Consider the following 24,367-nt stretch of genomic DNA (forward strand, 5'->3'; position numbering starts at 1 on the left):
TTTCCCAACCATCACTGATAGTCTTTCCACCATTGATCTTTCTGATATTCTAGTAACTGTGGAGTTCCGTCACCTAGAACTTGAAAGACGCGTTTATCATCACTTAGTGTGCCGTCGGGTCCTGTTATTTTTGGTGGGACCAAGAAGAAGGTTAATTCACCATTATTAGCGCCACCGTTAACTCCATGGACGTGGACTTCATAATAACCATTCACTTTTTTTGGTAGATCATCCTTAGATACTTCGTAGATTCCGTGCGAACTCAGTCCATTCCAATACATGTTGTCAGTTATACCAGGGAAGACAGTAGTCCGATCATTAAAATAATCTTCAGGACTGTAGCCACCTAAAGTGAACCCGGAATCGGCAATTGATTGATTGAACGCATCCGTTGAAAATTTGCCATCGAACAGGGATAAATCCCCTTGTAATACAGCGTCGTATTTCTTATCTTCGGCTGGTTTTTGTCGCGTGAAGACCATTTTGTGTGCGGCATTGCCATCGTCCATGGTGATTTTTGTATCTGTTGGGCTGACATATTCTACGATTATATCGAAGCCAGAATATGCATCTGATTTTTTCATTGGCGTTTTTGATTGTTGTGCTTGTCCTGAAGTGACCCACTTGGTTTCGAAAGTAGCCGTCACATCGCCATCCAAAGTTGAATAGGCGATTGACCAGTTGTTTTCACTGACTAATTTTACCGTTGCCGTATCGCCGGCTGCTGTATAAAAAATCCCTGACAAATCAACTGTCTCAGCGGCACTAGTTGATGTGGTTACTGTAGCCGATGATGTTTCCTCTGTCGATGTAGCTGTACTTTTCGTAGTTGTTGTCGATTGCTCGGTGCGCGATGTTTCGGTCGCCTGAGTTTCATCTTGGCTGTATGTACTATCTGTTTTCGGCGTGCCGGAACACCCGGATATCCCTAAACTTATAAATAACCCTACGCATACAAAAACTTTTTTCTTCACGGTATTAACTCCTCTTTTTTTCAAATTAGATTGAGACGATTTGTTCAGCTAATTTGGTAATATTTCTTCATATTCCTCCGGCAGTGCGTTTCTAATAGGGAGCGGAATGGCGTCCCGATCAACAAAATAAATTCTGCGAACAAAGGAGCCTTTGTGCTGCACCATGGCATAATTTTGGCCTTCGGGTGCTTGCCCGCCTTCGAAAGTTAGCGTATGAACGTCTTCCAAAACATCATCGATCACAGGAATATTTTTATAGGGGTCGGGGTACTGAGGGATGCCTTGCGCGTCTTTTTCCTCACTAAACGCATGCCCGCCGTTGTAGGTAACTTCAGCGGGTAATGTCGCGTAGCCGACCTTCATCTCGAGGAATGGATTGATGCTATCGATGGCCTCATTTTTATATTGATAGGTTTTGAAAAAAATAGCGCCTGCTAATAGGAGCGTACCTACGATAATTAAAATTGCTTGATAAATAGTTTTGAGTTTTAAATCTTTATCAATTTTTTCGACAACTTCTGTGTCCGATTCTAAGAATTCGGATACTGAGATGTCGAACAGTTTCGCTAACTCCATCATCATGGAGATGTCAGGATAGGTTCGATTGTTTTCCCAACTAGAAACTGTTTTGTCGGAGACGTTTAATTGTTCGCCTAATTTTTTTTGAGTTAATTGCTGCGCTACGCGATAGCTTTTTATTTTCTGACCAATGTCCATTACTTTTATTTCCTCCTAGAGCAATTCTTCGCCCTTATTAGTATACAGTTTATTCTCTACAATCTGTAGATAGTTTTTCACTTTTTGACCAAACACGACTTTCATTTCCTTTCAAATTAAATCCCTTTTATTCCTCTCTATAATCTGTAGATAGACTCTTAATCCTTGATACCACGCGGTTATCGCTGCGATTATCCTTTATAGTAAGAGTGTCCACAAAATTATAAGGGGTGAGCTGATGAAAAAATTACTTTTAATTATTTTCTCCATTCAAGTGTTAATCTGGACCTTCATTGGGCTAAAATTGACCAGTCATTTTGTCTACAACAATTTATTTTTTCAAGAAAAGCATGCGGTGGTTTTAAGAAATGAGTCATTAGATAATGATGATTTTTTTGGCAGTCTGACATTTGAGAATAGCCAGACAACTATTTCAAAGTATATTTTTACGAATGAAAATGAGCTGACTATCTACACGAACGACACAACTCTGGATGGGAAGATACCAGCCAATCATCACATGAAAGAGTTACATTCGAAGGAGTTCGTAGCTAACTATTCCGCTAAGGGGAATTTGAATCAATTTTATGTGTATCAACCGGGTCTGAAAATAACCATTCGACCGTTGCAAGATTTGATCAATGTTGGGACAGATGGCTTATATTATTTTAGTGATTCGGCCAATTTCGACAGCCTAGTTAAAGAAATGAATGCCCAGAATATCTATGCTGAACAGTATGGGGACGCCGAGATGAGTCTGCTGAGTATCCTGGATGACTATTCGGAAATCATTACTTGTGCCGGATTAACCACCTTAATTTTGCTATCGCTAGCGAGTTATTTTGTGATTAGTAAAAGTAAGAAGATCGCTATTTTAAAAGTCAATGGCTATTCCTTTACTCAAATTATAGCGAATATGGCCCGTTCGTTTAAAAATGGTGGGGTTATCGTAGTCATATTGGGCGTGCTGGGACAAGTCGTTTACTGTTTATCCTATGGCGGAAGGCAAGATTTGCCGACTGTCGTGACGGTCTACTTCTTGTTATTTCTACTCAACTTCCTTCTGACAAGCGCGATGTTTTTGCTGGTCAGCTTCTTAATCTATCGATTCGGCACGATTGGGTCGATGATTAAAGGCAGGAAACCGTATAAAACGATTCAGTTATTAAATGTCGGATTAAAAATGATTTTTCTAGCATTCTGTTTAGTTTCCGTGAAAGAAATCAAAGAAAATGTAAGTATCTTAAATGAGCAGTACCAATTAATGGATCATTGGGTCGCTGCCAAAAATGTTTATGGCATAGAGATGAAATATGTGGGGGAATCGAGGGATTCTCAACAGAAATTAGCGGATTTTTATAGTGATTTAGATCAGCAGGGTGCGTTATTAATTGATGCGCAAAATTTTGATTTAGCGGATGGCGTGACACCTGTCTACGAATACAATGCGCCTGGCGAGCGAAGCTTATATGAAGCAGCCGGGAAGTCGATCATTGTAAATGAAAACTATCTTCGAAAAAATGGGGTCACAATCGATGGCGATGAAGAAGCTGTGTTCAGGAAACTAATTTATAAAGACAATGTCCAAAATATTTTAGTGCCAAAAACCCTCAAAAAATATGAAAAACTACTCTATCAAAGCTACCTTGAAGAATTCTATTTTAAGAAAGTCGAAGTCCAAGCGTTGTACGATGAAAATCCCTCAAATAGTAGTATCGATGAGCTGAAAATAAACATCATCTATATCGATGATGCGCAAACTTTCTTCGCTTACACGGATGTCAATGTCGCGGAGGGCGGCCTGATAATTAATCCGGTGATCAGTGTCTATACTCAGAATATTGATAGTAGTTATGCGGCTTCTGTAGTATCGCGATGCGTCTTTTTTGAGTATGACGGACCTGATTCGTATGCGCATATTGTGCCAACGATTCAAAAGAATAAGGTTGCTTCTGAAATCCAAAGCGTGATATCAATCTACCAAGAAAAAAGTGAGCTGATACAGAGCATACAAAAACAGCAGGCCTATCAAAGTATTGCCTTGCTAATTGTCGGCAGTGTCTTCTTTCTGACGAGTTATTTGCTTGTCTCAAGCTACTTTGAAGAGAAAAGCTACAAACTAATGATTCAAAAAGTGCATAGCTATTCTTTAGTCCAAAGAATCTATTCGTTTTTAGGCAAATTTGTTGCGCTTGATCTCGTAATCATAGGAACCACTGCCTACTTTTGTGAAGACTCGACGTTATTTTATACAGGACTTGTGATAGTCGTGATTGATACGCTGTTCATATTTGTAAGTAGTCATTTGCAGGACAGAAAAAATTCCAATCAAATTCTAAAGGGGGAGCATTGATGATTGAAGCGATTGCTATTTCTAAAAAATACGGGAAAAATAGCGTGATACGTGAGGCATCTTTAAAAATAGAAGAGGGGGAATTCGTCGCAATAACGGGGGAAAGTGGCAAAGGGAAAACCACCTTGATGAATATTATCAGTCTACTGGATAAAGAGTATATGGGGACTTTGCTGATTGATGGCAGACGGATCACGTCGCCCAAGCAAATAAGGCAATTCCAAAGAGTTGACTGTGCCTATCTGTTTCAAAATTATGCCTTAATAGAGAACGAAACAATCGCGCAGAATTTAGAAATAGCCACTAAATTTTTGAAAAATACGAAAAAAAGGAACCGCCAATTAATGACGGAAGCTTTGGCTGCAGTTGGCCTCGAGTTGAGTTTGAATAAAAAGATTTATGAACTCAGTGGCGGTGAACAACAAAGAGTCGCGTTAGCCAGAGCCTACCTGAAAAAACCAAAATACTTATTTGCAGACGAACCGACAGGAAATTTGGACGAAAAAAATCGCGATTTAGTCCTAAGCATATTGAAGAAAATGAATGAGAATGGGACGACGATTGTGATGGTTACCCATGACCTGGCGTTAGCTGAACAAACCAATCGGATCATAACGATTGGATAAAGTGGGCTATGTTCTACAGTCAACAACAGACATGGGGAAAGACAGTTCAATAGGAATTCACGAGAGTTGATGTAAGTGTGGGTAAGTTTAATGGTAACAAGAAAATAAAATGAAACACGTAGAAGACGATTTTATAGCGAGTCGTCTTCTGCGTGTTTCATCATTAAAAAATAGATTCAGTGTATGCATTTATCTGTGATTTATTGAAATTGTGTCATTCGTTCGTTCTCGAATTCTATGGATTCTTTAAACAATTTTGCCAAAGCCTGATTATCCTCCATAGTTAAAATCTTAGCAAATGTGACATCAATTTGTTGGAATACATAACACATATGAAGGTAGATTTACATTCAGAAATCCAGGTTATCTACTGGAAAAAAGTTAAAAATATCGTTCTCGAAATTTTCTTATAATTTATAGGGAAAAACATGCTTTTTGTGTTTTTTGAGAAATAATAAATTGAAAGTCTAAAATTAGACTTCAAAAATTTAAGTATACCAAATTTTTGGAATAGTCCTGCTATTAAGTGTCAAAATTCTTCAAAAGATAAATAGGTAAAATATTAAGTATACTTAATATTTTCTCGTTTTTTCGATTTAAGATTCAGTTACTACTTGAGTTGAGAAATGCTTGGAAAAGTAAGACTATGGAAAGAGAAAATAACAATGATTGAAAATAATCTAACGTTAACTAATCTTTCATCAAACGAAAAAAAAGCCGATACCTACGGACTACTTGGTATGTGCTAATTAGAACGAAAAAGAATTATCTAAGTGCTTCATCAAGCTTACGTAAAGCCCTTTCAATCTGGCGCATATCGACTGCAAAAAGACGCGAGCGAACAAAAATAATGGGTTGCTTCATAGGTGTGTCCACATTACGAATCGGAATCGTGCTGATTACTAGATCGGATTGTTCAAGGTCATAGACAAAGCGAAGCTTGAATTTGTTACTAAAGATAAAGAGAATATATTGTTTGATAGATAGAGTAAATAGGTCATTTAAATCTGACAAAAGATAGAGTTTGATTTCTTTAAAAAAGTAGTCTAGTGGTAACAGTGCTTGAAAGAGCAAAAAGTTGAAGCCTTTTTGGGGCAAAGTTTCTTTACTGGTGGTCATTGCAAAGCGTGTCCAAAAAAGTTCGAATTCTTTCAAATGAACTTCGGAGGTCTCGTGAAGTGTCCCGAAGTAGTAATAGGAATAGGCATTAAAGGCTATTGATTCGGCGGCGGTTGCAAAGTTAAGAAAGCGTGCGATGACCAATTGTTGGAATAATTTACTTTGAGCAAATTGGCGTTTATCTTCTGAGAGTGGCATGTAGGTTGTCTCAAACAGAGTAAGCCAATCTTTGATGAACGAAAAATTTTGATACACAGCCTGAGGGTTAGGGAGCAAAGGAATCGGCACTTGGAAAATCCCAGAATGATAGATGAATAGCATAAAAAATTGCCAGTCTTCTTCAGACCAATCAGGTAAAAATAGAGGTTTCCCAGGGATTTTATGGAGACGAATCACCTGCTCTTCTTGGGGAGTGAAGGCTATTTTCCGATGTCTATGGACACTTAATTCAAAAATGTAAATCCAAATGGCTAGCTGATTGGTTTGAATACTCTGCTGTGGCTGCTCAATCAGATCAAAAATTTGAGTCGCTAGTTGTTGATAACGGTTGACTGATTTAATCCAGTCGATATAGGAAATTTGTTGATGAATGCCTAGTAGAAAGAGGAAGAGAAAGACTCTGATTTTTTTGTGATCCCCTTTGATAAATAGGGCTTTTGTTCCAGAAATATGGAGGCCAAGACCTTCTAAAAAATGGTTAATCGGACGGATTTTTTTTCGCAAATTGGAGTCACTTACGCCGAGTTCGACGTAGAGCTTTGCAACGGGCACCGTGCCTTCTAAAATCAAGGCGCGAACAATTTGGTAACTGATATCTTTGGTGTACAGATAGGCATAGAAACGATGAAAATCATTGGTTTCTCGACTGAGACGAATCCCGTTATGTTGATTGATAATCAAGTGGATTTTTTGTGTGTCATGGGCATAAATTTGATTAAAAATTGATTGGATTTCTTTGCAGCTTTTTAATATTTTACTGACACTTCCTTGGCCTAATCGTTCTTTGAGTTGACTAGCCGTTAGAAAATTGGCTTCTTGGTCTAGGATATCGACAATGTTTTTCTTCATTATGGTTTCTTTTTCTAAGCCAAACATAATGATAGATCCTCCTTTATTTCCTAAGCTCCTGTTTTTTGCTATTTATAGAAGACGGGCGCAATAGACTCTATTGGCTATTTTTAAGATTAGTATAACAGCCTTAATTTTAAAAATAGGAAATTGATAGAAATATAATAAATCACTAAAGTTTTTTAATTATCCAAAATTGCTTTTCTGTTCGGTAATATTTAGCGTTTGCAAAGACATTTTTCCCGTGTATCTTATTCATGTGTACGCCCCGAATTGAAAAAATGTTCGAATTATTCTGGGAATCACACGAGAAGTGACTCAACAAATCTCAACTGAGAGTGAGTAGACAGTCTACAATAAAGATAAATGGAGCGTGTAAATTATGAAAAAAATCGTATTATTTAGTGTCACGTTGTTAGCTGCAGCAGGATTATTGCCAACCGTTATCGCACAGGCCGAAGAAACAGTGCCCGCATCGAAAACAACCACTGGAACAGTTCAGTTGACTGTCGATCCAGATATTGACCATCCTGGTGGTGGCAATGGTGACGGCGAAGATACAGGTCAAAAGGGTGAATTCACTTTGGATCACGTGGTTTCTTATGATTTCGGGGAACAAACAATTACTGGTGGAGAGATGACACTGAACGCAACGCAAAAGCTGCCCTACGTTCAAGTAACTGATTTGCGGGAAAAAAATAGTGGCTGGCAATTATTAACAAGCATTACTGAGTTTAAATCAACTGATGAAGACAACCCTAAAATTCTTTCTGGTGCAGAACTTAAGCTACCAAAAGGAGCTGTCGAAGCTGTTGATATGACGAATACTTCTAAGCAACCGACAGCTAATGATGTGATTCTAAATGGTAAAGATCAAACGTTGTTCAGTGCGGAGGCGAATGCGGGGACGGGTTCATGGATGGATACAATGTTTGGTGAAGCAACGACTCTCCATATACCTGCAGGAGCAACACCTGGTGCATACAAAGCGGAGATCACTTGGACATTACAGGATGCGCCTAGCGGAACTTTTTAATAGGGAAAGTAGGGTTATTGTCAGAAAAGTACTAATTCGATAGCGATGAATTATGAATTAGAAAGTAAATGGAAAACGGTGGTAACGAGCCTGTCTGGTTAATTACGCTGACATCAAAATCAAAACTTAGACTGGATTTATATTTGGAGGTGGACCCTAATGCGTGTGAAAAAATGGGTAATTATTCCTATGTTGCTGGGGATTTTTTGTGTGATTGGCTGGGGAGCGACGGTTCAAGCAGCAGAGAAAAGCGACGATATGGCGTATACAGTGACAGCTAAACTTCCAGATTCTCAGGTGAATTCTTCTGTTTCCTATTTTGATCTTCAATTAAGTCCGGGAAGCAAAGAAACCGTCGCTCTTCATATCAAAAATTCTGGAACTGAGAAAAGTACCTATACGATTCGTGTAAATCAGGCGACGACGAATAAGAATGGCGTCATTGATTACAGCGGAACACCTGAGAAATTGGATGGTTCATTGAAATATCAGTTAGCTGATATCGTTTCGCCAGCCAAGAAGGAAATCACTATAGATGCCGGAAAAGAAATGGATGTACCCTTTGAAATCACGATGCCTGCTGAAAAATTTGAAGGAATCATTTTAGGTGGATTTTATGTGCAGAAGCAGAACAAGGAGCAAGTAAAGGAGAAGACCGATGAGGCAGTGATGATTAATAATCGCTATGCCTTTGTTGTTGGACTTTCTCTTCAAAATGCTGAAGATAACAGGGAACCAGATTTGAGATTAGTCACAGCTAAAGCGGGCTTAAATAATTCTTATACCGCAGTGTTAGCCAATTTTCAAAACCCAATGACTAAAATTTTGCGGAAATTAGCAATTCAAGCGGCGATTACGAAGAAAGGTCAGCAGGAAGTTTTATACAAAGTCGATAAAAGTGGAATGGCGATGGCACCGAATTCTAATTTTGATTTGCCTATCTCGCTGAATAAAGAAACGATTAAGCCGGGAACCTATACACTACACGTTAACGCCTCAGCAGAGGATCAAAAATATAAGTGGACCTTTACAAAAGACTTCACCATCAAAGCAGACAAAGCAAGAAAATTGAATGAAAAAGCTGTCGAGGTTAAGAAAAATCATACGTGGCTGATTTATGTGATTGTGGGAATTTTTATTCTACTACTCATTATTATTGTTCTGCTAGTGATGAAGTTGCGGCGGAGTAAAAATACTGATTCTAAGTCATAGTGGGTAAAAATAATTTGTATTTTGAGGGGGTGATTCGATGAAACGCTTAGCGAAAGGACTAGCTATTCTGTGCTTGGTGACGAGTCAGCTTAGTCCAACCGTGTGGGTCTCAGCAGCTGGTTGGCAGACGAATCCGTCAGCGAATTCGTCGGCTGAAAAAGTAAATGTACCTCTGCTATGTCAAAGGAATGTCGACGCGACGATGCCCAGTTCTGAGGTACCAACTGATGAAGGATTTAGCGATTCGAAAACGAGTTTGATATTTGAAGATAGTGCGGAGTTGACGCTGTCGGTGACAAAAACTGGAAGTCGTATTTCGACCTCTGTCGGGGATAAGGTGCATGTCGATGTAACACTGAAAAAGTTGGTCACTGGGGAATTATCCCAGCATAAGAGCAGTATGATGATCGTGCCTTATCCGAAAGAGGAGCAAGGATTTACGATTACTCAGCCTGGCGTCATTAATTTTAAGAGCGAATATGGGGAACAACGGGCGTTAACACCATTATCTGGCGATGATTTACAAACAATCTTAATGTTTTACGCAGCAAATAGCGGGCTGGATTTTATGACGATCACTGGGTTAGCGACACAGACACCTGAAGTGGGTGGAAGTGTCGGGCAATCGATCTTTGACAATCTCGTTATGGCAGGCGATCAGATTACCGTCAGCTACGAGAGCGAGATCACGGAAGCGGCCATTGGCAAGGATTCATTCACGCTGTCGAGTGGTTTTTATGACAGTGCTGGAACGGGGAGTTTTACCGGTGATTTGCAGATTAATCTGCCGGGAAATAAGATCACTGATTGGCAGTTACAGTTAGCGGATGACGAATTGGCGATGACCGTCGATCCGCAAGATAATCAAACCTTGATTCATGCGGAGAGTGGTAACTGGGCTAATTATCTGGGGAATAAAGAGGCGACCTTGGCCTATCAAGTCGATGGTGGGGAGCGGCAGAATGTTCCAACTACAGATTTAAATCAGACAGATAAAACATTTCTGACAACCTTTGATTTGTCGACATCAGATCAATCAGTGACTGAAGAGAGCGAGCACATAGTCGCCTTCTATCTGACAATTGATGGGGTGACGCAAGAGGATAGTCTACTCGTTCATGAGCAAGTGAAAACGAATAGTTCGCCTAGGCTGACTTTAAATCTGACACAGCTGAATTTAGAAATGAACGATACGGGAACCTACGACCTGACTCTAAAAGGTAGCTGGCAAGATGCGGATAGTCAGCTAGTGACCCTCTCAGGAAATTATGCCGACAACACAGCAATTGCTTTGACTGACAATACGTTTACGAACACGAAGCCAGGTGCTGAGACTAACTTTTCGATTAACTTTACAACAGCTGCAGGTGAATTAAAATTAGGGGACAACCAGTTAACTTTTTGGCTGACGGATAGTGAAGAGGGTACGTCAACGGTAGTAGAAGTCACCGTTACCCTCAGTGAAAAGCCAAACGATGCACCTTCATTAAAAGTTGATACCACCGATATCGATTTAATTCGTAAAGAAACGGGAGAGTATGCCTTTACGATAAATGGGGTCTGGTCGGATAAGGATAGCAGCTCCATCGCATTGAGAGGCGAATATGTAGATAAGACCAGCTTTACAAGTGAAAGCTATCTGAATAATAATAAAGGCCAATACACACCTTTTACTCTAGACGTGACAGTCCCCGTCGAGAAACTAAACACAACCGGCAGTAATCAATTGAATTTAGTAGCAATCGACAAGGAAGGCGCGACCTCTCAAGTGATCTCGCTGCATTTTAAGCAAGTAGTGGGAACTATTCAGTTTGATCAGGTAGCGGAACATTCTACTTTTCAGGCAGTCAAGCTGGCAAATGACGAGGTAGTAAGTCACCATAATGACGATTGGTTAGTGACTGTCAGCGATACAACCAACGAAACCAGCGGACCTCCTCTTTGGCGATTAGAAGCGACCCAAGAAACGCCACTAGAAAATAGCAACACGCACCACAGACTGTCTTCAACAATTGAGTACAAAAATTCTATGGGGCAAGTGACACCATTAGTTGTCGGGCAGCCAGTAGCCATCGACATGAAGCGAGGAAAGATAGATGGAACCAAATATAATTTGGATTGGTCAGACACCGTCGGCTTTCAATTACCTGTCGGACCCAGTGAACCTGTCGGGGAGTATACAACCACGATTGAATGGACGATTGTTCAAGCACCCTGAGGGTTGGCGATGATGTGGAAGTGGATAAAATCGTGAGGGAACGGATTTTAGTAAATAAACGTAAAAAACTTGAGACGCTGTTAAGTATCATTCAGCGTTTCAAGTTTTTTTTGTTTAGTAATTTCCATTGTCTATAAACAGAAAATCCTAATCAGCAAAAGGGTTCTCTAAGAAGGCAATTTCTTAATTAATCGTATCAACTTTGACATTGACTCCGATAGGTAACACACAGCGAGGCACTGCGTGTCCAAAATTAATATTACAAACGATCGGCAGCTGCTCATCGTCAACTGTCTCAACTAAGATTTGATTATATTCTTCATAAAAAGTTTCGTCTTGGGGCTCACCGAAGAGAATCCCATTGATAACGTTGAAGATGCCCCGGTTCTTTAATTCTAGCAACATATCTCTAAAAACTTCTGGTGTGACTTTCATTTCAGAAGTCTCAAGAAAGAGAACCGTTCCGCGCCATTCTTCTATAGTAGGGAAAATCTTATATTTCTCAATAATCATCGGTTCATCAGGATATGTAGAGGATGTGAGCATATCATGAAGGCTATCAATGCAACCACCTAGTAGTTTACCTTCGAAGATTGGCTGTCCCTGTAACAATTGGAATCCCTTTTTATCGCTATGACAAATTCGTTTAAGACCGATTGCCTCAGCAGAGAAATCAGTTCGTTCTTCATACCAAACATCACTTGGAGTAATCCGTGTAGATAGTAGAAAAATTTTTTTTAATCATCACAAAGCTCAGTTGTAAATGTTCAATAAAAGAGTGTTAAAAAAAAGCATTTCGAAAAACCTTGATTTATTTCTATTTATCGGAGGTTTTTTGTCATTTTCCGTAAGAGTTTATCAATCTTTTTGTCACATTACAATAAATAGAGTATTCAAGTTGACATGATAAACAATTTCGTACATCATGATGTGTACTTTAGAATGAGTATTCTTTATATTACGCCTAAATGTTGGGTATTTTTTTTTGCTTACCTATAAATATCAGATGAATAAATTTTAGACCTAGATAAGAATTCTTTTTAAAGTATCCATCACAGTCTATTTTTACTTTTGCCAGAGCGGCTTATCTTTACTAGTCTCCAAACATAAAATATTCACAAAATATAACAATGATCGTCCTCAAAAAAGAATGGCGGTACCCTTTTTGTGCGTTTATGTGATATTGAAGACTTTTAATGATAAAAAAAGCGAGCGTATCCTCTTGACGGTGTACCTAGTAAAGCGGGAGGATGTGTATGATTAGCTAATGCCATCGATGGTCAATGGATCAGACTATGGGGGAATCATCTGATTTGTCTATAGAGCAGGTAGGAGGAGAGAGCCAATCGATTCGTCTAGATTATAGTGCTTTGCTTGATTGCTGATTTATAAGGGAATCAAACGGAAAAATATTCAGGAAATGTCATATGAGCGTTTGTAGATATTCTACAACAAAGATAAATGGAGAGTGTAAAAATTATGAAAAAAGTTAAATTATTAAGTGTCGCTTTGTTAGCTACTGTAGGATTAATGTCAGCTGCTATTGCACAGGCAGAAGTAACAGATACAACGACAGGTACGGTTCATCTAATTGTCGATCCAGATACGGATCACCCAGGTGCCGGCGATGGTGATGGCGGAGATACAGGACAAAAAGGGGAATTCACGCTAGATCATACGGTTTCTTATGATTTCGGGGAACAATCAATTACTGGCGCAGAAATGACACTAAATGCGACGCAAACACGCCCTTACGTTCAAGTAACCGATTTGCGCGAAAAAAATAGTGGCTGGCAATTATTAACAAAAATTACTGAGTTTAAATCAACCGATGAAGCGAATCCTGGAAAAATTCTTGCTGGTGCAGTAGTAACGTTGCCAAAGGGGACTGCTGAAGCCGTTGACGGTACGAATATTTCAAAAGCACCGACGCCTCAAGAAGTTACTCTAAATGCTGCCGATACTACGTTATTTAGTGCAGAAGCAAATGCCGGCACTGGCTCATGGATGGATAAAATGTATGACGCGCCAACTACCTTGTATATACCTGCAGGAGCAACACCTGGTGCCTACACAGCAACACTTACTTGGACATTACAAGATGCGCCTGGCGGAGAAGGCTAGTAGAGAAAGTAACTCTTTTGTTAAAGATCGTTCTATATGAATTAATTAAGTAGCAATAAAGTAAAAATAACGCAGAACTATTCGCAATCAGTTAAATGTAGCTTCGACTATCTGTTTAGTCGAAGCTTTGAATTGAAAATGAAAAGGGAACATATAGGGATGGGAGAATGGTGGTATGAAAAGTAAAAATTTATTTGTCTTAGCTGCCTTGCTGTTAGTCGGTCTATCATTAGGAAGTTACTCGACAGATACTTTCGCAAATGATTCCTCTACGTCTGAAGCTAAGGATACGACAGCCAAAGTCGTTTTTACACCGAATACCGCACCCACTCACCCGTTGAATCCCAATGACCCTAATCAGCCACTTGCCTCGCTGTACCTAACAGATCCAGCTAATTCTGGGACCGGAAATCCAGGACCTTTATCACTGGATTATGTACCTGCACTCACCTTTGGACCCCCTCATGCTAACGGCGCTGAAACGACAGTTGCCTCAACCAACAAAGACCCTTACCTGCAAGTCAGTGATACGCGAATTCATGCAGAAGGTTGGCAGCTGACAGTTGCTATGACTAAACCCTTCACCGCTAGAAATAAAGTTACACTTAAAGGAATTTCGATGAACTGGCAAGATGGAATGCTGAAGACGGCAGTTGGTAATACGAACGTGGCACCAAACGCAACGGATATTACACTGGATGAGGACAGTGCATCAGCAGTAATCTTAACTGCGCCATCTTCGACGGGCCAAGGGACTTGGTTAGATGTCTTTATTGGCGGGTCAGCCAAGGGTAAGACAAGTAATAACAAAATCATTTTGACGGTCCCTGGTGGCCAAGTGATTTCTAAAGCGTACCACTCTGAGCTTACTTGGACCTTAGCAGGCGCACCGGGATAATTGTTCAATGAACAAGACATAGTTTTGATATAAACGTACATGTAAATTTAAAAGTAAATAAGCCTGGACTTATATTTGGAGGAAGATTCTAATGCGTGTGAAAAAAAGTGTAATTATTGCTGTTTTACTCGGATTTTTTAGTATGATTGGCTGGGGAACAACGGTTCAAGCAGTAGAGAAAAGTGAAGACATGTCCTATACAGTGACAGCTAACATTCCTGATTCTCAGATAAATTCAGCGGTTTCTTATTTTGACCTTCAAATAAGTCCAGGCAGTAAAGAGACTGTCTTTCTGCACCTCAAGAATTCTGGGACTGAGAAAAGTACCTTCACAATCCTTTTGAATCAGGCGATGACGAATAAGAATGGGGTCATCGATTATAGTAAAACGCAGACGAAGCTGGATGATTCATTGAAGTATAAGTTAGCGGATATCGTTTCACCGGTTAAGAAGGAAGTCACTATAGACGCCGGAAAAGAACTAGATGTTCCGTTTGAAATCAAGATGCCTGTTGAAAAATTCGAGGGGATCATCTTAGGCGGATTTTATGTTCAAAAGCAGAGCAAAGAGGAAGAGCCCACCGATGAAGAGGTGATAATCAAAAATCAGTATGCTTTTGTTGTCGGACTCTCTCTTCAAAATACCGAAGCTGAGGTGGTGCCTGACCTTAAGTTAGTCACTGCAAAAGCCGGGTTGGATAATTCTTATACCGCGGTGTTAGCTAATTTTCAAAATCCAACGGCGAGCATTCTGCGTAAATTAGCAATCGATGCAACAATCACGCAGAAAGGTCAGGAGAAGACCTTATACAAAGTCGATAAAAGTGGCCTGGCGATGGCACCGAATTCTAATTTTGATTTGCCAATCTCACTAAACAAAGAAGCGATTAAACCGGGGACTTATACGCTACACGTTAAAGCTTCGGCAGAGGACCAAAAATATAATTGGACCTTTACAAAAGACTTCACAATCAAATCAGATAAAGCAAGAAAATTAAATACGGATGCTGTAGAGGTTAAGAAAGATAATAAGTGGTTGATTTATGTAGCTGCAGGGATTTTTATTCTACTACTTATCATTATTGTTGTTTTACTGATGAAAATACGGCGGGGTAAAAAATGATTGTTTTAAGCCGTAGAGGATAAAAAGAAACTGTAGTATGAGGGGATGATTCAATGAAACGCATAGTGAGAGGCCTGGTTATTCTGTGCCTGGTGATAGGGAGTCAACTTTCTCTGACCATCGAGGTCTCAGCATTAGATGAGCAGATGTATTCAACCGAAAGCGATCAGGTGACGGTCAGCACGGAGAGCGAGCGTACGGAAGCGACCATTGGTACGGAGCCAAGCACGCTGTCGAGCGGAGTTTATAATTCTGCAGATACGGGGAACATGACCGGCGATTCAAACATTGATTTGCCGGACAATACACAAACCGATTGGCAGTTACAATTAGCTGATGACGAATTATCTATGACCCTAGATCCGCAAGATAATCAACCTTTGATTCATGCTGAGAGTGGTAACTGGGCCAATTATTCAGGGGATAAAGAAGCGACTTTAGCGTACCAAGTCGATGGCGGAGCACGCCAAACGGTTCCAGCTGCGGATTTGAATCAGACAGATAAAACGTTTCAGACGATGTTTGACTTGTCGACGTCAGACCAAACGGTGGCTGACGCGAGCGAGCATACAGTCGTGTTCTATCTGACGATTGATGGCGTGACGCAAGAGGACAGTCTGCTTGTTCATGAGCAAGTTACAACCAATAAGTCCCCCATGCTGACTACAACTTCAGCACAGCTGAGTGTCCCACTAAATGATACAGGAATTTACAAAATTGATTTTGAGGGAGTCTGGCAGGACGAGGATAGTCATCAAACGACACTCTCTGGAAAATATTCAGACAACTCAGCCATCGATTTGCCCGACAATACCTTTACGAATACGGATCTAGGTACTGAGAATAACTTTTCTATTCGCTTTGAAACAGCAGCTGGCAAATTAACATTAGGCGAAAATCAATTGGAATTCTGGTTGATGGACAACGAAGACGGCACTTCAGAACAGGTGCTGTTGACTGTGACGGTGACGAAAAATACGAACGAATTACCCATATTTACGCTGACTTATCCAAAGGTCACTTTGAATGAATCAACATCGGGAACGTATACCTTCAGTCTAAAAGGTAGCTGGCTGGATTCAGATAGCGACCAAGTGACGATTGAAGGGAAATATCCAGATAAGACAGCAATCAGTTTAACTGATGCAAGCTATCCAAATGAACATAAAGGCACCACAACACGCTTTAGCCTAGACATTAAGACTGAAGCAGGCAAAATAAAGTATGGGGAAAATGTATTAGAATTTACGATGACCGATAGTGATAATGGCATGTCAACGGCGGTTGAGTTTATCGTTGACATCAGAAAAAAAACAAATTATGTGCCCGTATTAAAAGTTGAACCTACAGACTTCGAATTGATGCGTGAAGAATCCGGCGATTATAGCTTTACGATCAATGGCCGCTGGTCGGATAATGAGAGTAGCTCTGTCTCATTGAAAGGGGAATATGTTGATAAGTCGACCTTTACCAGTGAAGACTATCCGAATCCCTACAAAGGACAACTAACAGCCTTTAGTCTAGACGTGACAGTCCCGGTCGAAAAACTAAACGCCTCTGGCAGCAATCAGTTAGACTTGGTAGCAATCGACAAGGAAGGAGCAACCTCCCAAGTGATCACGCTACATTTCACACTAATAGCAGGCACCATTCAGTTTGATGAGGTCGCTGACCATTCTAGCTTTCAGGCAGTTAAGTTGGCAAACGATCCGGTGATAAGCCATGCCAATGATGATTGGGTCGTCAATATCAGCGATACAACGAACCCAAACAACGAACCACCCACTTGGAGACTAGAAGCTACCCAAGAAACACCGCTAGAAAATAGTAATACGCAGCATGCACTGTCTTCAACGATCGAATACAAAAATGCTGCCGGCCAAGTCACGCCATTAGCTATCGGCGTGCCAGTTGCAATCGATATGCAGCAAGACACCACAGATCAAACCAAATATAACTTAGGTTGGTCAGATACGGAAGGCTTTCAATTACCCGTCAGCCCCAGTGAACCTGTCGGGGATTATAGCACTACGATTCAATGGACGATTGTTGAAGCACCATGAGGGTTGGCGATGATGTGGAATGAGGAATCGGATTTTAGTAAATAAATGTAAAAAGCTTGAGACGCTGTTAATGATAATTCAGCGGTTCAAGCTTTTTTGTTTTGGTATTTTTTTATTTTCTATAGATAGAGAGTATTAAGCAGCAAAAGGATTTTCTAAGAAGATAATTTCTTGGTTAATCGTATCAACTTTGACATTGACCCCGATAGGTAGAATACAACGAGGTGCTGCATGCCCAAGATTAATATTATAAAGGATTGATGGTTGTTCCTCATTAATTGTTTCAACTAAGACATGATTATATTCATCCCAGAAAGTTTCGTCCTGTGACTTACCAAAGAGAATCCCATTGGTAACTTTGAAAAGGGCTCTGTTTTTTATTCTAGCAACATCTGTCTAAAAACTTATGGCGTGACTTTCATTTCAGAAGTCTCAAGAAAAAGAATCGTCAGGAGATAACTTTCGGTTAAATAATCTCATTTATTAAAAAAATGAAAGGTGATAGAAGGCTATTTGTGATTTTTTTATTCTTTTCTTTTGTCTAAAAGCTCTGTAAAATAGAGTTGAGATGAAATTTAATATATATTTTGAGATACATAAGCGATCAGCGTTGAGATTGAGGCTACTTCATCTGATTTAAAGATATTGAAACAACAAAAAATTAATAGAGGGTTTAAATTAATAATTGGAGTGAAGAAAATGGCGAGTTATAGAGTCATGAATTTGGTACTTAAGAATGGAAAGATAGTTAATCAGCTTGAGAAAATTCATATGAATGTTTTAGAGAATAACCCAGTTACCTATATTTACTATAATCTTACGAAGAGAAAAGTTTATGTTGGTGAGACAAACGGTTTCAGTAGAAGACACAATGAACATTTATGTGAGTCTAATCCTAAGGTAGATTATAACGAGTATACAAACTGTCTAGTAATCTACTCGAATTTATTTGACAAATCATCTATTCTCGATTTGGAATCATTAATCTTGAACTATATGATTGCGGAGTCTGATACGACTAAATTTCTGTTTGCAAATGGAAATGGTGGGCAGACTGAATTGGTTTATAAGAATAAAGAAGAAATTGTAACAGAAGTCTTTTATAGATTGTGGAGTAATGAACTACATAGATTGGGATTAGTCGATAATCCCAACATAGCGGAGCTGAGAGAGCGTCTTTTATTCAAATACTCACCGTTCAAACAACTATCATCTGAACAAAGAGTAGTTGCTGATGAAATTGAAAAAGACGTGACAAAAAGGTATTTAATAGAAGCCCCCGCGGGCTCAGGAAAATCCGTTCTTTTTACTAATTTAGCGTTCTCTTTAGCTGAAAAGAATCCAAGCTTAAGGATAGGGTTAATAACTACAGGAAACTTAACTAGACAGTTTAATTTGATTTTTAAGTCAATCGGATTAAATGGTAGATTAACTGTTAAAACAGGTTCCCAATTAATAGTAGATGCAAAAAATAATGATAAGAGATTTGACATTATTATTGTAGATGAAGCACATAAATTGAAGCAGCACTATAGAAAAGGGCATCCAAATGCAAGAAGACATCTTAAGGAGGGTGATGAGGAAATTACTCTTCTTGAAGAACTAACTGATGGATTAGTTCTACTATATGATCCATATCAAGGAATCAAGCCTCAAAATATCAGACCTTCAGAAATTAGAAATCTTACGAAAGACTATAAAAAGCTGTTATTAAGGCAGCAGTTTAGAATTGGTGGAAATGAGGATTTCTCAGGTGAAGACTTTTTAAAAGGGATATTATATGGCTTCCAACTAAGTGATGATGAAACCTTTGATAAGAAAGTTTTTAAAGATGAATATTTTAAAATTGTAGATACATTTAAAGAAGTTATTGATTATGTTGATGAGTATTCCCATGCTTACCCAAAGAAAACTAATAGGGTAATTGCTGGTTATTGTAGAGAATGGCTATCGAATAGTGGCAAGAAAGAGAATAAAGGTAAAAAAATGGAAGAATTACCCTATGATTGGAATATGGACGGCATCGAAAAAAGATGGAACTCGACATATGAGGACTGGGTAAAGAAACCAAATTCAGAAAATGAAATAGGCTCAATTCATGCTATTCAAGGGTATGATTTGAATCATTCTGGCGTGATTATAGGAAATGATATAACAGTGAAGGATGGAAGAATTGTTGCAGTGCCAGAAAATTATAAAGATATCGGTGGAACACCTTTGAAAGAAACATTTAGCTTATCTGAGTTAACAGAGTATATCTTAAATATTTATTACGTACTGCTTTCACGAGGCATTGATGGATGTGCCGTTTATTTTGAGGATAAGAGTGTAGAGAAGTTATTTAGAGAGCGAGTCGGGTTGTAGGAAGAAGATGTCTGGAAAAAGTCGCTGATTTAGCAAAATTTCACAATGCTAGGAATTTGGTGCTGTCAGTGGCACCTGAAGTTTTGGACTTTCAGTATCCCTCATGCGGTAAGATTTGCTCGTAATCTTGAATACTTTGACATGATGAACGAGTCAGTCAAGGATGGCTGCGGCGATTTCAGGACTTTGAAATAACTCTTCCCAGTGAGATAAAATAATATTCGTTGTGATAATTGTCAAGAGTCGTTCATAACGTATGGCTATGGCTGGAAGGTGAAATAGTAAGTCACCTTCTTTTTTTGAATCGGTAAGGAATCACCCTGGTTGCTCTTAAAAGGAATCGTCACACTTATAATGGCAATTAACTATGTATTATTTTTGTCGGAATTATTGAGTATTAAAGGTTTTATTAGTCTAGTTTATAAATTTGAGATTCTTTTGCAGTAAATACAATTTATTACTATTACTCTACTCCTGTTGAACGTAGATAGTTGCTGGATAATAGAGAGAAGAATTCTGATTAATAATGGAATTATTTACATAGAGATTTAACAGATGGGTAAGTTAGCCTAAACACTATATACAGTAGTCGAAAAGAATAAATAAAAATTATGAGAGAGAGGTAAGTTATGAATATTTTTTTATGTGCTGGCGGAAGAGGTTTAGAATTAAATGATGTGATAAAAAATAAAATACCCAAAGTAAAACTAGAACCATTTGCGAACGGTTTGAAATTAAATGAGAGTGCTTACTCTTTGTGGGGGTTGTCTGAATTTGGAGCACTTAAACCCGAGGCATTAAAGGAAGACGATATTGTATTTATTAGTAATAATAAGTGTTTAGTCTATATCGCAAAAGTTTTCTTTTGTTTTGAAGATGATAATATTGATGATATAGCATGGTTTGGTCAGAAGCAATGGAAATATAAAATAGTTCTAAAGGATCCGATTAAAATATTCATTCCAGATGAAAATCAAAACATAGATGATCAAATTAAAGCTCATGGAAAATCGAAGGATGAGTTAGGTGAAATAAAATTATGGCATAAAAAAGGGCTAGGATTAAGACATGTACTTTCAAAAAAAGATAGAGGTAATTTACAGGGAAATTATAAGATTGGTTCAAATGATAAGAATGATAGTTACCCTGATTCCGATCAGATTATGTCCCAGTTTAACTGGTATTGTAATATTACGAAATATCAATGTATAGAAATGTATGTATAGGAGAGACCAAATGGACTTTGTAGGGATTATATTTGAAAATGGAACATCTCATTGCTTATTGAATGATTATATGATTGAGAAGGATAAAGAGATATATCAACTTAGTAAAAAAACGAAAGTAACTGATTTTTATAATAATGAGTTAAAAAGTATCAGTTGTATTGTTGGTGAGAATGGTTCTGGAAAAACCCGACTAATTAATGATATATATCAGAACTTAATGAGAAGTAATAGTAAATCTACCTGTACATTTATTATTAGGACTGTAGTAGACGATATACAGTCTTATTATTTAACAGGAAAACAGAGAAAAGTTTGTTTTGAGGACGAAATATTAAAAGAATATCATAATCAGGAGCAATGTAATATCGTCAAATTTTCAACTACATTAGAAGGTAGAGCTTTTGAGGAAAAAGTAGCCGCCGAAAACTATGATATATCAACAACTAGCTTACTATATGATTATGGAATTGGTAGGTTAACAGAAATAGATATGCTTAACCAAATAAGCTTTGTTGTTAACTATTATAGTGACCTTAGGAAATTTAATGAAGTAAAAGATATGAAATTTATTAATATAGAGGCTAAGGAATGCATTATGACTTTATCCAATGAAGGTAGAGGGATTCTTGGCGTAAAAGATAGATATCTATCTGAACAAATTAATTTCAAATCGATGAAAACCCGCTTAGATATAGGAAACGCTAGTGACAAGAATAATATCATTACAGTCTTATATTTAAAATTTATTAGCATCTTAATTAGTCAGATAACTATTTTACTACCGGTGAATCAAGAGGAAAGCAAAAATAGTTATGAAAGATTCAAATCTGAGCTGAAAAATGAATTTTCTCACCTAAAATCAAAAGGTAAGTTTATAGATTTGGAACATAGAACGATAGGCTTAAATGATGAGTATTTAGAGAATTTAGACAGTTTTATTAAGGATGAACTAGCTGAATATATTGATAAATATGATAAAGATAGCCAATTTTGTATAGATGCGCTGGATTGTCTAAAAAAAATAAAGTATATACATAAGAATTTTTCTAGGCGTAGAGATTTTACTTTTTCATTAGAAGATACAGGTCAAAAGAATAGAGTGAGCTATGAAGATAAGGGAAAAATGTCCGATCTAGAAGTTTTATACTTAATTGTAAATGAGTTTATTAACGGAAATGAGATAGAGAAGGCAGTTTTTTCAACTATAGATTTCAAATGGAATGGTGTTAGTTCAGGGGAATTTGCACTTTTAAATTTGTTTGGTAGAATATATTCGAAAAAAAATAAATTAATTGAAAAAGATATTCTTTTCTTAGTTGATGAGGTGGATCTGGGGCTTCATCCAGAGTGGCAAAGGCTATGGATACATATTGTTCCATACTTCTTAAAAAAAATACTATCCGGAAAAGAGATCCAACTAATCATTACTACCCATTCACCAATCGTACTGTCAGATTTTACTAAGAATAATGTAATTCTTATCGGTGAGCATACTATAGAAGAAGAAACATTTGGCCAAAATATTTATACCTTGATGGTTAATGGTTTGTTTTTGAAAAATACGATAGGCGAGTATGCGAATATCAAAATAAATAAGATAATAGCCGACTTAGAAGAGTTAAGTAATATTGATTCGAATTCGGGCAAACAGGTTGAGAACTTAAAAAATAGAATATCTTTACTTGGGGATGAGTTAGTGAGGAGAACATTGATGAAGAAATTAACTAATATAGAAAACAGGAATAAATTGAAAAATTATCAAAATATGACTAAAGAGGAATTGATTGCTAGACTAGAATCATTAGAAGGGGAGTAATAAATGTTAATAAATGTACCTTTGAATATACACGATCAGCTGATAAATGATACGAGCTTTAAAGAGAAATTCAAAACTAAAGTCATTGATAAAGTTAAGAGTAACTATAAAAATTTTGAAAAATCAACTGGAAAATCGGACGGAGCGTTTAATATTGTTAAATATATTTCGGTTGATGATATAGAAGAGATATTGTTAGGAAGTATATTTAATAACACCAACATACCTTTTATAGATAACTACAGAAAGACAGTGACTTTTGCAGAAGTTGATTTTTATGAGAGAGTCTCTGAATATAAAAAGACAATTTGTACTCCTTGTAAAGATGAATTTTATTTAAAAAAATACTATGAAGCGTATAATAATGAATTTCTTGGAAAGATATTAGCGAATTCGTACAAAAATGATCCTGGCAAAAAAATTTCAGAAGAAATATTAACCGAAAAAGGTTTTAAGAATTTACAAGCTAAGGTGAAGAAACATTTGGAAAAATTTAATAAGGATGTAGGAGAAATATTTGGCTTTTATAACGAATATATTAGTAATGGAGGATTAAGAGCGCAGATCCTCCATTCAACAAATATTACTGTATGTCCATACTGCAATAGACAATACACGACGCCATTTTATATTGAAGGTGAAGAAAAGATTCAAGCAGATCTAGAACATTTTTATCCAAAGTCTAAATATCCACTATTTGCTTTAAGTATCATGAATTTTATTCCGTCTTGTTTATTTTGTAATAGAAATTTAAAAGCCAATAAAATTTTTGATAATTTGTATTTTATTAAGGATACGATGAACCACACAAAAGTATTTACAGATGGATTTAATGATTATAATCAGTTAATGGGATTTTCAAATTCTAAAATATCGATTGATATAGATAGTCTTGGTGGAGATGATATTTTGAAAAAAATCGACTTATACTACTATAAAAAAACATATTATCTGGATGAAATTTATGCTAGCCACAGCGAACTGATAAGTGATTTAAAAAAGAAAAAATCTATTTACAATAAAGATTATATGAAAGAATTTAGTAAGAATATGAAAACAGATCTTCATGACATGGATTTGGATAATTTTATTTTTGGTTACAATGGGAGCGAGGAAGAGCTTTTGAATAGACCGTTATCTAAATTGGTACAAGACTTAATTTTGAATACTTGAGGTCAATGAGTTACTATCGTTAACACTAAAGGATCGAACGTTGTTTATAGTATTATTTTTGGAATGTGGATTTTGCATTGCATGAACTATTAATTAACTCTTTATCAGACAATAATATTGAAAAACAGATTGAATAGGAAATAGATGTCTCCAGTTAAAGAATTATATTTAACTAGAGGTTTTCAGAATGCATAAATATAGTGTTGATAAAAGATTTCAAGATCTTTTACCAACACTAAATATGATATAACTCT

General features: G+C 37.6%; 18 protein-coding genes and 1 pseudogene. 13 read left to right on the forward strand and 6 right to left on the reverse strand.

The genetic code is table 11. From position 1 onward, the window contains the following. Nucleotides 1–11 precede the first annotated feature (11 nt). Entirely contained in the window at nt 12–974 is a 963-nt protein-coding gene (locus BAU15_RS01565; protein WP_161840993.1) for a hypothetical protein, read from the reverse strand. 48 nt (nt 975–1,022) lie between these two features. Then, nucleotides 1,023–1,691 carry a helix-turn-helix domain-containing protein gene (locus tag BAU15_RS01570; protein ID WP_161840994.1) on the reverse strand — a complete coding sequence of 223 codons (669 nt, stop codon included), beginning with the start codon at nt 1,689–1,691 and terminating at the stop codon, nt 1,023–1,025. A 238-nt stretch (nt 1,692–1,929) separates the two neighbouring features. Here BAU15_RS01570 and BAU15_RS01575 point away from each other — a divergent pair, with 238 nt between their 5' ends. Together BAU15_RS01575 and BAU15_RS01580 are read left to right on the forward strand one after the other, a co-directional pair. Continuing rightward, nucleotides 1,930–4,044 (forward strand): DUF1430 domain-containing protein, encoded by a 2,115-nt coding sequence (locus BAU15_RS01575; RefSeq protein WP_161840995.1) that lies wholly within the window; start codon nt 1,930–1,932, stop codon nt 4,042–4,044. Then, nucleotides 4,044–4,670, forward strand: a complete 627-nt coding sequence (locus BAU15_RS01580) for an ATP-binding cassette domain-containing protein (protein ID WP_161840996.1) — start codon at nt 4,044–4,046, stop codon at nt 4,668–4,670. The genes BAU15_RS01575 and BAU15_RS01580 overlap by 1 nt, the downstream gene beginning before the upstream one ends. Before the next feature lie 765 nt (nt 4,671–5,435). On the opposite strand, the gene BAU15_RS01585 is transcribed toward BAU15_RS01580, so the two are convergent. Continuing rightward, nucleotides 5,436–6,884, reverse strand: a complete 1,449-nt coding sequence (locus BAU15_RS01585; RefSeq protein ID WP_161840997.1) for a helix-turn-helix domain-containing protein — start codon at nt 6,882–6,884, stop codon at nt 5,436–5,438. 355 nt (nt 6,885–7,239) lie between these two features. Here BAU15_RS01585 and BAU15_RS01590 point away from each other — a divergent pair, with 355 nt between their 5' ends. The 3 genes from BAU15_RS01590 to BAU15_RS01600 all read left to right on the forward strand — a co-directional run bounded on the left by BAU15_RS01590 (nt 7,240) and on the right by BAU15_RS01600 (nt 11,323). Next, nucleotides 7,240–7,893 carry a WxL domain-containing protein gene (locus tag BAU15_RS01590; RefSeq protein ID WP_161840998.1) on the forward strand — a complete coding sequence of 218 codons (654 nt, stop codon included), beginning with the start codon at nt 7,240–7,242 and terminating at the stop codon, nt 7,891–7,893. Nucleotides 7,894–8,052: 159 nt separating this feature from the next. Then, complete coding sequence (locus tag BAU15_RS01595) at nt 8,053–9,105, forward strand: WxLIP family cell surface protein (RefSeq protein WP_161840999.1); 1,053 nt, start codon at nt 8,053–8,055, stop codon at nt 9,103–9,105. A gap of 37 nt (nt 9,106–9,142) precedes the next feature. Next, nucleotides 9,143–11,323 (forward strand): hypothetical protein, encoded by a 2,181-nt coding sequence (locus tag BAU15_RS01600; RefSeq protein ID WP_161841000.1) that lies wholly within the window; start codon nt 9,143–9,145, stop codon nt 11,321–11,323. A gap of 183 nt (nt 11,324–11,506) precedes the next feature. Here BAU15_RS01600 and BAU15_RS01605 read toward each other — a convergent pair whose 3' ends face one another. After that, nucleotides 11,507–11,935, reverse strand: coding sequence for a S66 peptidase family protein (locus tag BAU15_RS01605; RefSeq protein WP_161841001.1), 429 nt, complete (start codon nt 11,933–11,935; stop codon nt 11,507–11,509). 867 nt (nt 11,936–12,802) lie between these two features. Here BAU15_RS01605 and BAU15_RS01610 point away from each other — a divergent pair. The 4 genes from BAU15_RS01610 to BAU15_RS01625 all read left to right on the forward strand — a co-directional run bounded on the left by BAU15_RS01610 (nt 12,803) and on the right by BAU15_RS01625 (nt 17,531). Further along, nucleotides 12,803–13,447, forward strand: coding sequence for a WxL domain-containing protein (locus BAU15_RS01610; RefSeq protein ID WP_161841002.1), 645 nt, complete (start codon nt 12,803–12,805; stop codon nt 13,445–13,447). A 175-nt stretch (nt 13,448–13,622) separates the two neighbouring features. After that, nucleotides 13,623–14,345: a WxL domain-containing protein gene (locus BAU15_RS01615; RefSeq protein ID WP_161841003.1), complete on the forward strand. Its 723-nt coding sequence runs from the start codon at nt 13,623–13,625 to the stop codon at nt 14,343–14,345. A gap of 91 nt (nt 14,346–14,436) precedes the next feature. Continuing rightward, nucleotides 14,437–15,468, forward strand: a complete 1,032-nt coding sequence (locus tag BAU15_RS01620) for a WxLIP family cell surface protein (protein ID WP_161841004.1) — start codon at nt 14,437–14,439, stop codon at nt 15,466–15,468. A 53-nt stretch (nt 15,469–15,521) separates the two neighbouring features. Further along, nucleotides 15,522–17,531 carry a hypothetical protein gene (locus BAU15_RS01625; RefSeq protein ID WP_161841005.1) on the forward strand — a complete coding sequence of 670 codons (2,010 nt, stop codon included), beginning with the start codon at nt 15,522–15,524 and terminating at the stop codon, nt 17,529–17,531. 135 nt (nt 17,532–17,666) lie between these two features. On the opposite strand, the gene BAU15_RS15905 is transcribed toward BAU15_RS01625, so the two are convergent. Then, nucleotides 17,667–17,912: a S66 peptidase family protein gene (locus BAU15_RS15905; RefSeq protein WP_161841277.1), complete on the reverse strand. Its 246-nt coding sequence runs from the start codon at nt 17,910–17,912 to the stop codon at nt 17,667–17,669. Nucleotides 17,913–18,176: 264 nt separating this feature from the next. On the opposite strand from BAU15_RS15905, the gene BAU15_RS01635 reads away from it, so the two are divergent. Continuing rightward, nucleotides 18,177–19,895, forward strand: coding sequence for a DNA/RNA helicase domain-containing protein (locus tag BAU15_RS01635; protein WP_237580103.1), 1,719 nt, complete (start codon nt 18,177–18,179; stop codon nt 19,893–19,895). A 153-nt stretch (nt 19,896–20,048) separates the two neighbouring features. Here BAU15_RS01635 and BAU15_RS01640 read toward each other — a convergent pair. Further along, nucleotides 20,049–20,195, reverse strand: a pseudogene (locus BAU15_RS01640) (ATP-binding protein); the annotation flags it as partial. 329 nt (nt 20,196–20,524) lie between these two features. Here BAU15_RS01640 and BAU15_RS01645 point away from each other — a divergent pair. Genes BAU15_RS01645 through BAU15_RS01655 form a run of 3 tightly spaced genes read left to right on the forward strand, consistent with a single transcriptional unit; the run spans nt 20,525 to nt 24,113 of the window. Then, nucleotides 20,525–21,121, forward strand: coding sequence for a hypothetical protein (locus BAU15_RS01645; protein ID WP_161841006.1), 597 nt, complete (start codon nt 20,525–20,527; stop codon nt 21,119–21,121). Nucleotides 21,122–21,131: 10 nt separating this feature from the next. After that, nucleotides 21,132–22,940 carry an AAA family ATPase gene (locus tag BAU15_RS01650; RefSeq protein WP_161841007.1) on the forward strand — a complete coding sequence of 603 codons (1,809 nt, stop codon included), beginning with the start codon at nt 21,132–21,134 and terminating at the stop codon, nt 22,938–22,940. A 3-nt stretch (nt 22,941–22,943) separates the two neighbouring features. Next, nucleotides 22,944–24,113 (forward strand): hypothetical protein, encoded by a 1,170-nt coding sequence (locus tag BAU15_RS01655; RefSeq protein WP_161841008.1) that lies wholly within the window; start codon nt 22,944–22,946, stop codon nt 24,111–24,113. The last annotated feature ends 254 nt before the right edge of the window (nt 24,114–24,367 follow it).

This window comes from Candidatus Enterococcus huntleyi (assembly GCF_009933175.1).
In the GTDB taxonomy this organism is placed as follows: domain Bacteria; phylum Bacillota; class Bacilli; order Lactobacillales; family Enterococcaceae; genus Enterococcus_K; species Enterococcus_K huntleyi.

Coding starts and splice junctions, on each gene's coding strand:
- BAU15_RS01570 (WP_161840994.1), bottom strand. CDS start 1,691: ATGGACATTGGTCAGAAAATAAAAAGCTATCGCGTAGCGCAGCAATTA.
- BAU15_RS01575 (WP_161840995.1), top strand. CDS start 1,930: ATGAAAAAATTACTTTTAATTATTTTCTCCATTCAAGTGTTAATCTGG.
- BAU15_RS01580 (WP_161840996.1), top strand. CDS start 4,044: ATGATTGAAGCGATTGCTATTTCTAAAAAATACGGGAAAAATAGCGTG.
- BAU15_RS01585 (WP_161840997.1), bottom strand. CDS start 6,884: ATGTTTGGCTTAGAAAAAGAAACCATAATGAAGAAAAACATTGTCGAT.
- BAU15_RS01590 (WP_161840998.1), top strand. CDS start 7,240: ATGAAAAAAATCGTATTATTTAGTGTCACGTTGTTAGCTGCAGCAGGA.
- BAU15_RS01595 (WP_161840999.1), top strand. CDS start 8,053: ATGCGTGTGAAAAAATGGGTAATTATTCCTATGTTGCTGGGGATTTTT.
- BAU15_RS01600 (WP_161841000.1), top strand. CDS start 9,143: ATGAAACGCTTAGCGAAAGGACTAGCTATTCTGTGCTTGGTGACGAGT.
- BAU15_RS01610 (WP_161841002.1), top strand. CDS start 12,803: ATGAAAAAAGTTAAATTATTAAGTGTCGCTTTGTTAGCTACTGTAGGA.
- BAU15_RS01615 (WP_161841003.1), top strand. CDS start 13,623: ATGAAAAGTAAAAATTTATTTGTCTTAGCTGCCTTGCTGTTAGTCGGT.
- BAU15_RS01620 (WP_161841004.1), top strand. CDS start 14,437: ATGCGTGTGAAAAAAAGTGTAATTATTGCTGTTTTACTCGGATTTTTT.
- BAU15_RS01625 (WP_161841005.1), top strand. CDS start 15,522: ATGAAACGCATAGTGAGAGGCCTGGTTATTCTGTGCCTGGTGATAGGG.
- BAU15_RS01645 (WP_161841006.1), top strand. CDS start 20,525: ATGAATATTTTTTTATGTGCTGGCGGAAGAGGTTTAGAATTAAATGAT.
- BAU15_RS01650 (WP_161841007.1), top strand. CDS start 21,132: ATGGACTTTGTAGGGATTATATTTGAAAATGGAACATCTCATTGCTTA.
- BAU15_RS01655 (WP_161841008.1), top strand. CDS start 22,944: ATGTTAATAAATGTACCTTTGAATATACACGATCAGCTGATAAATGAT.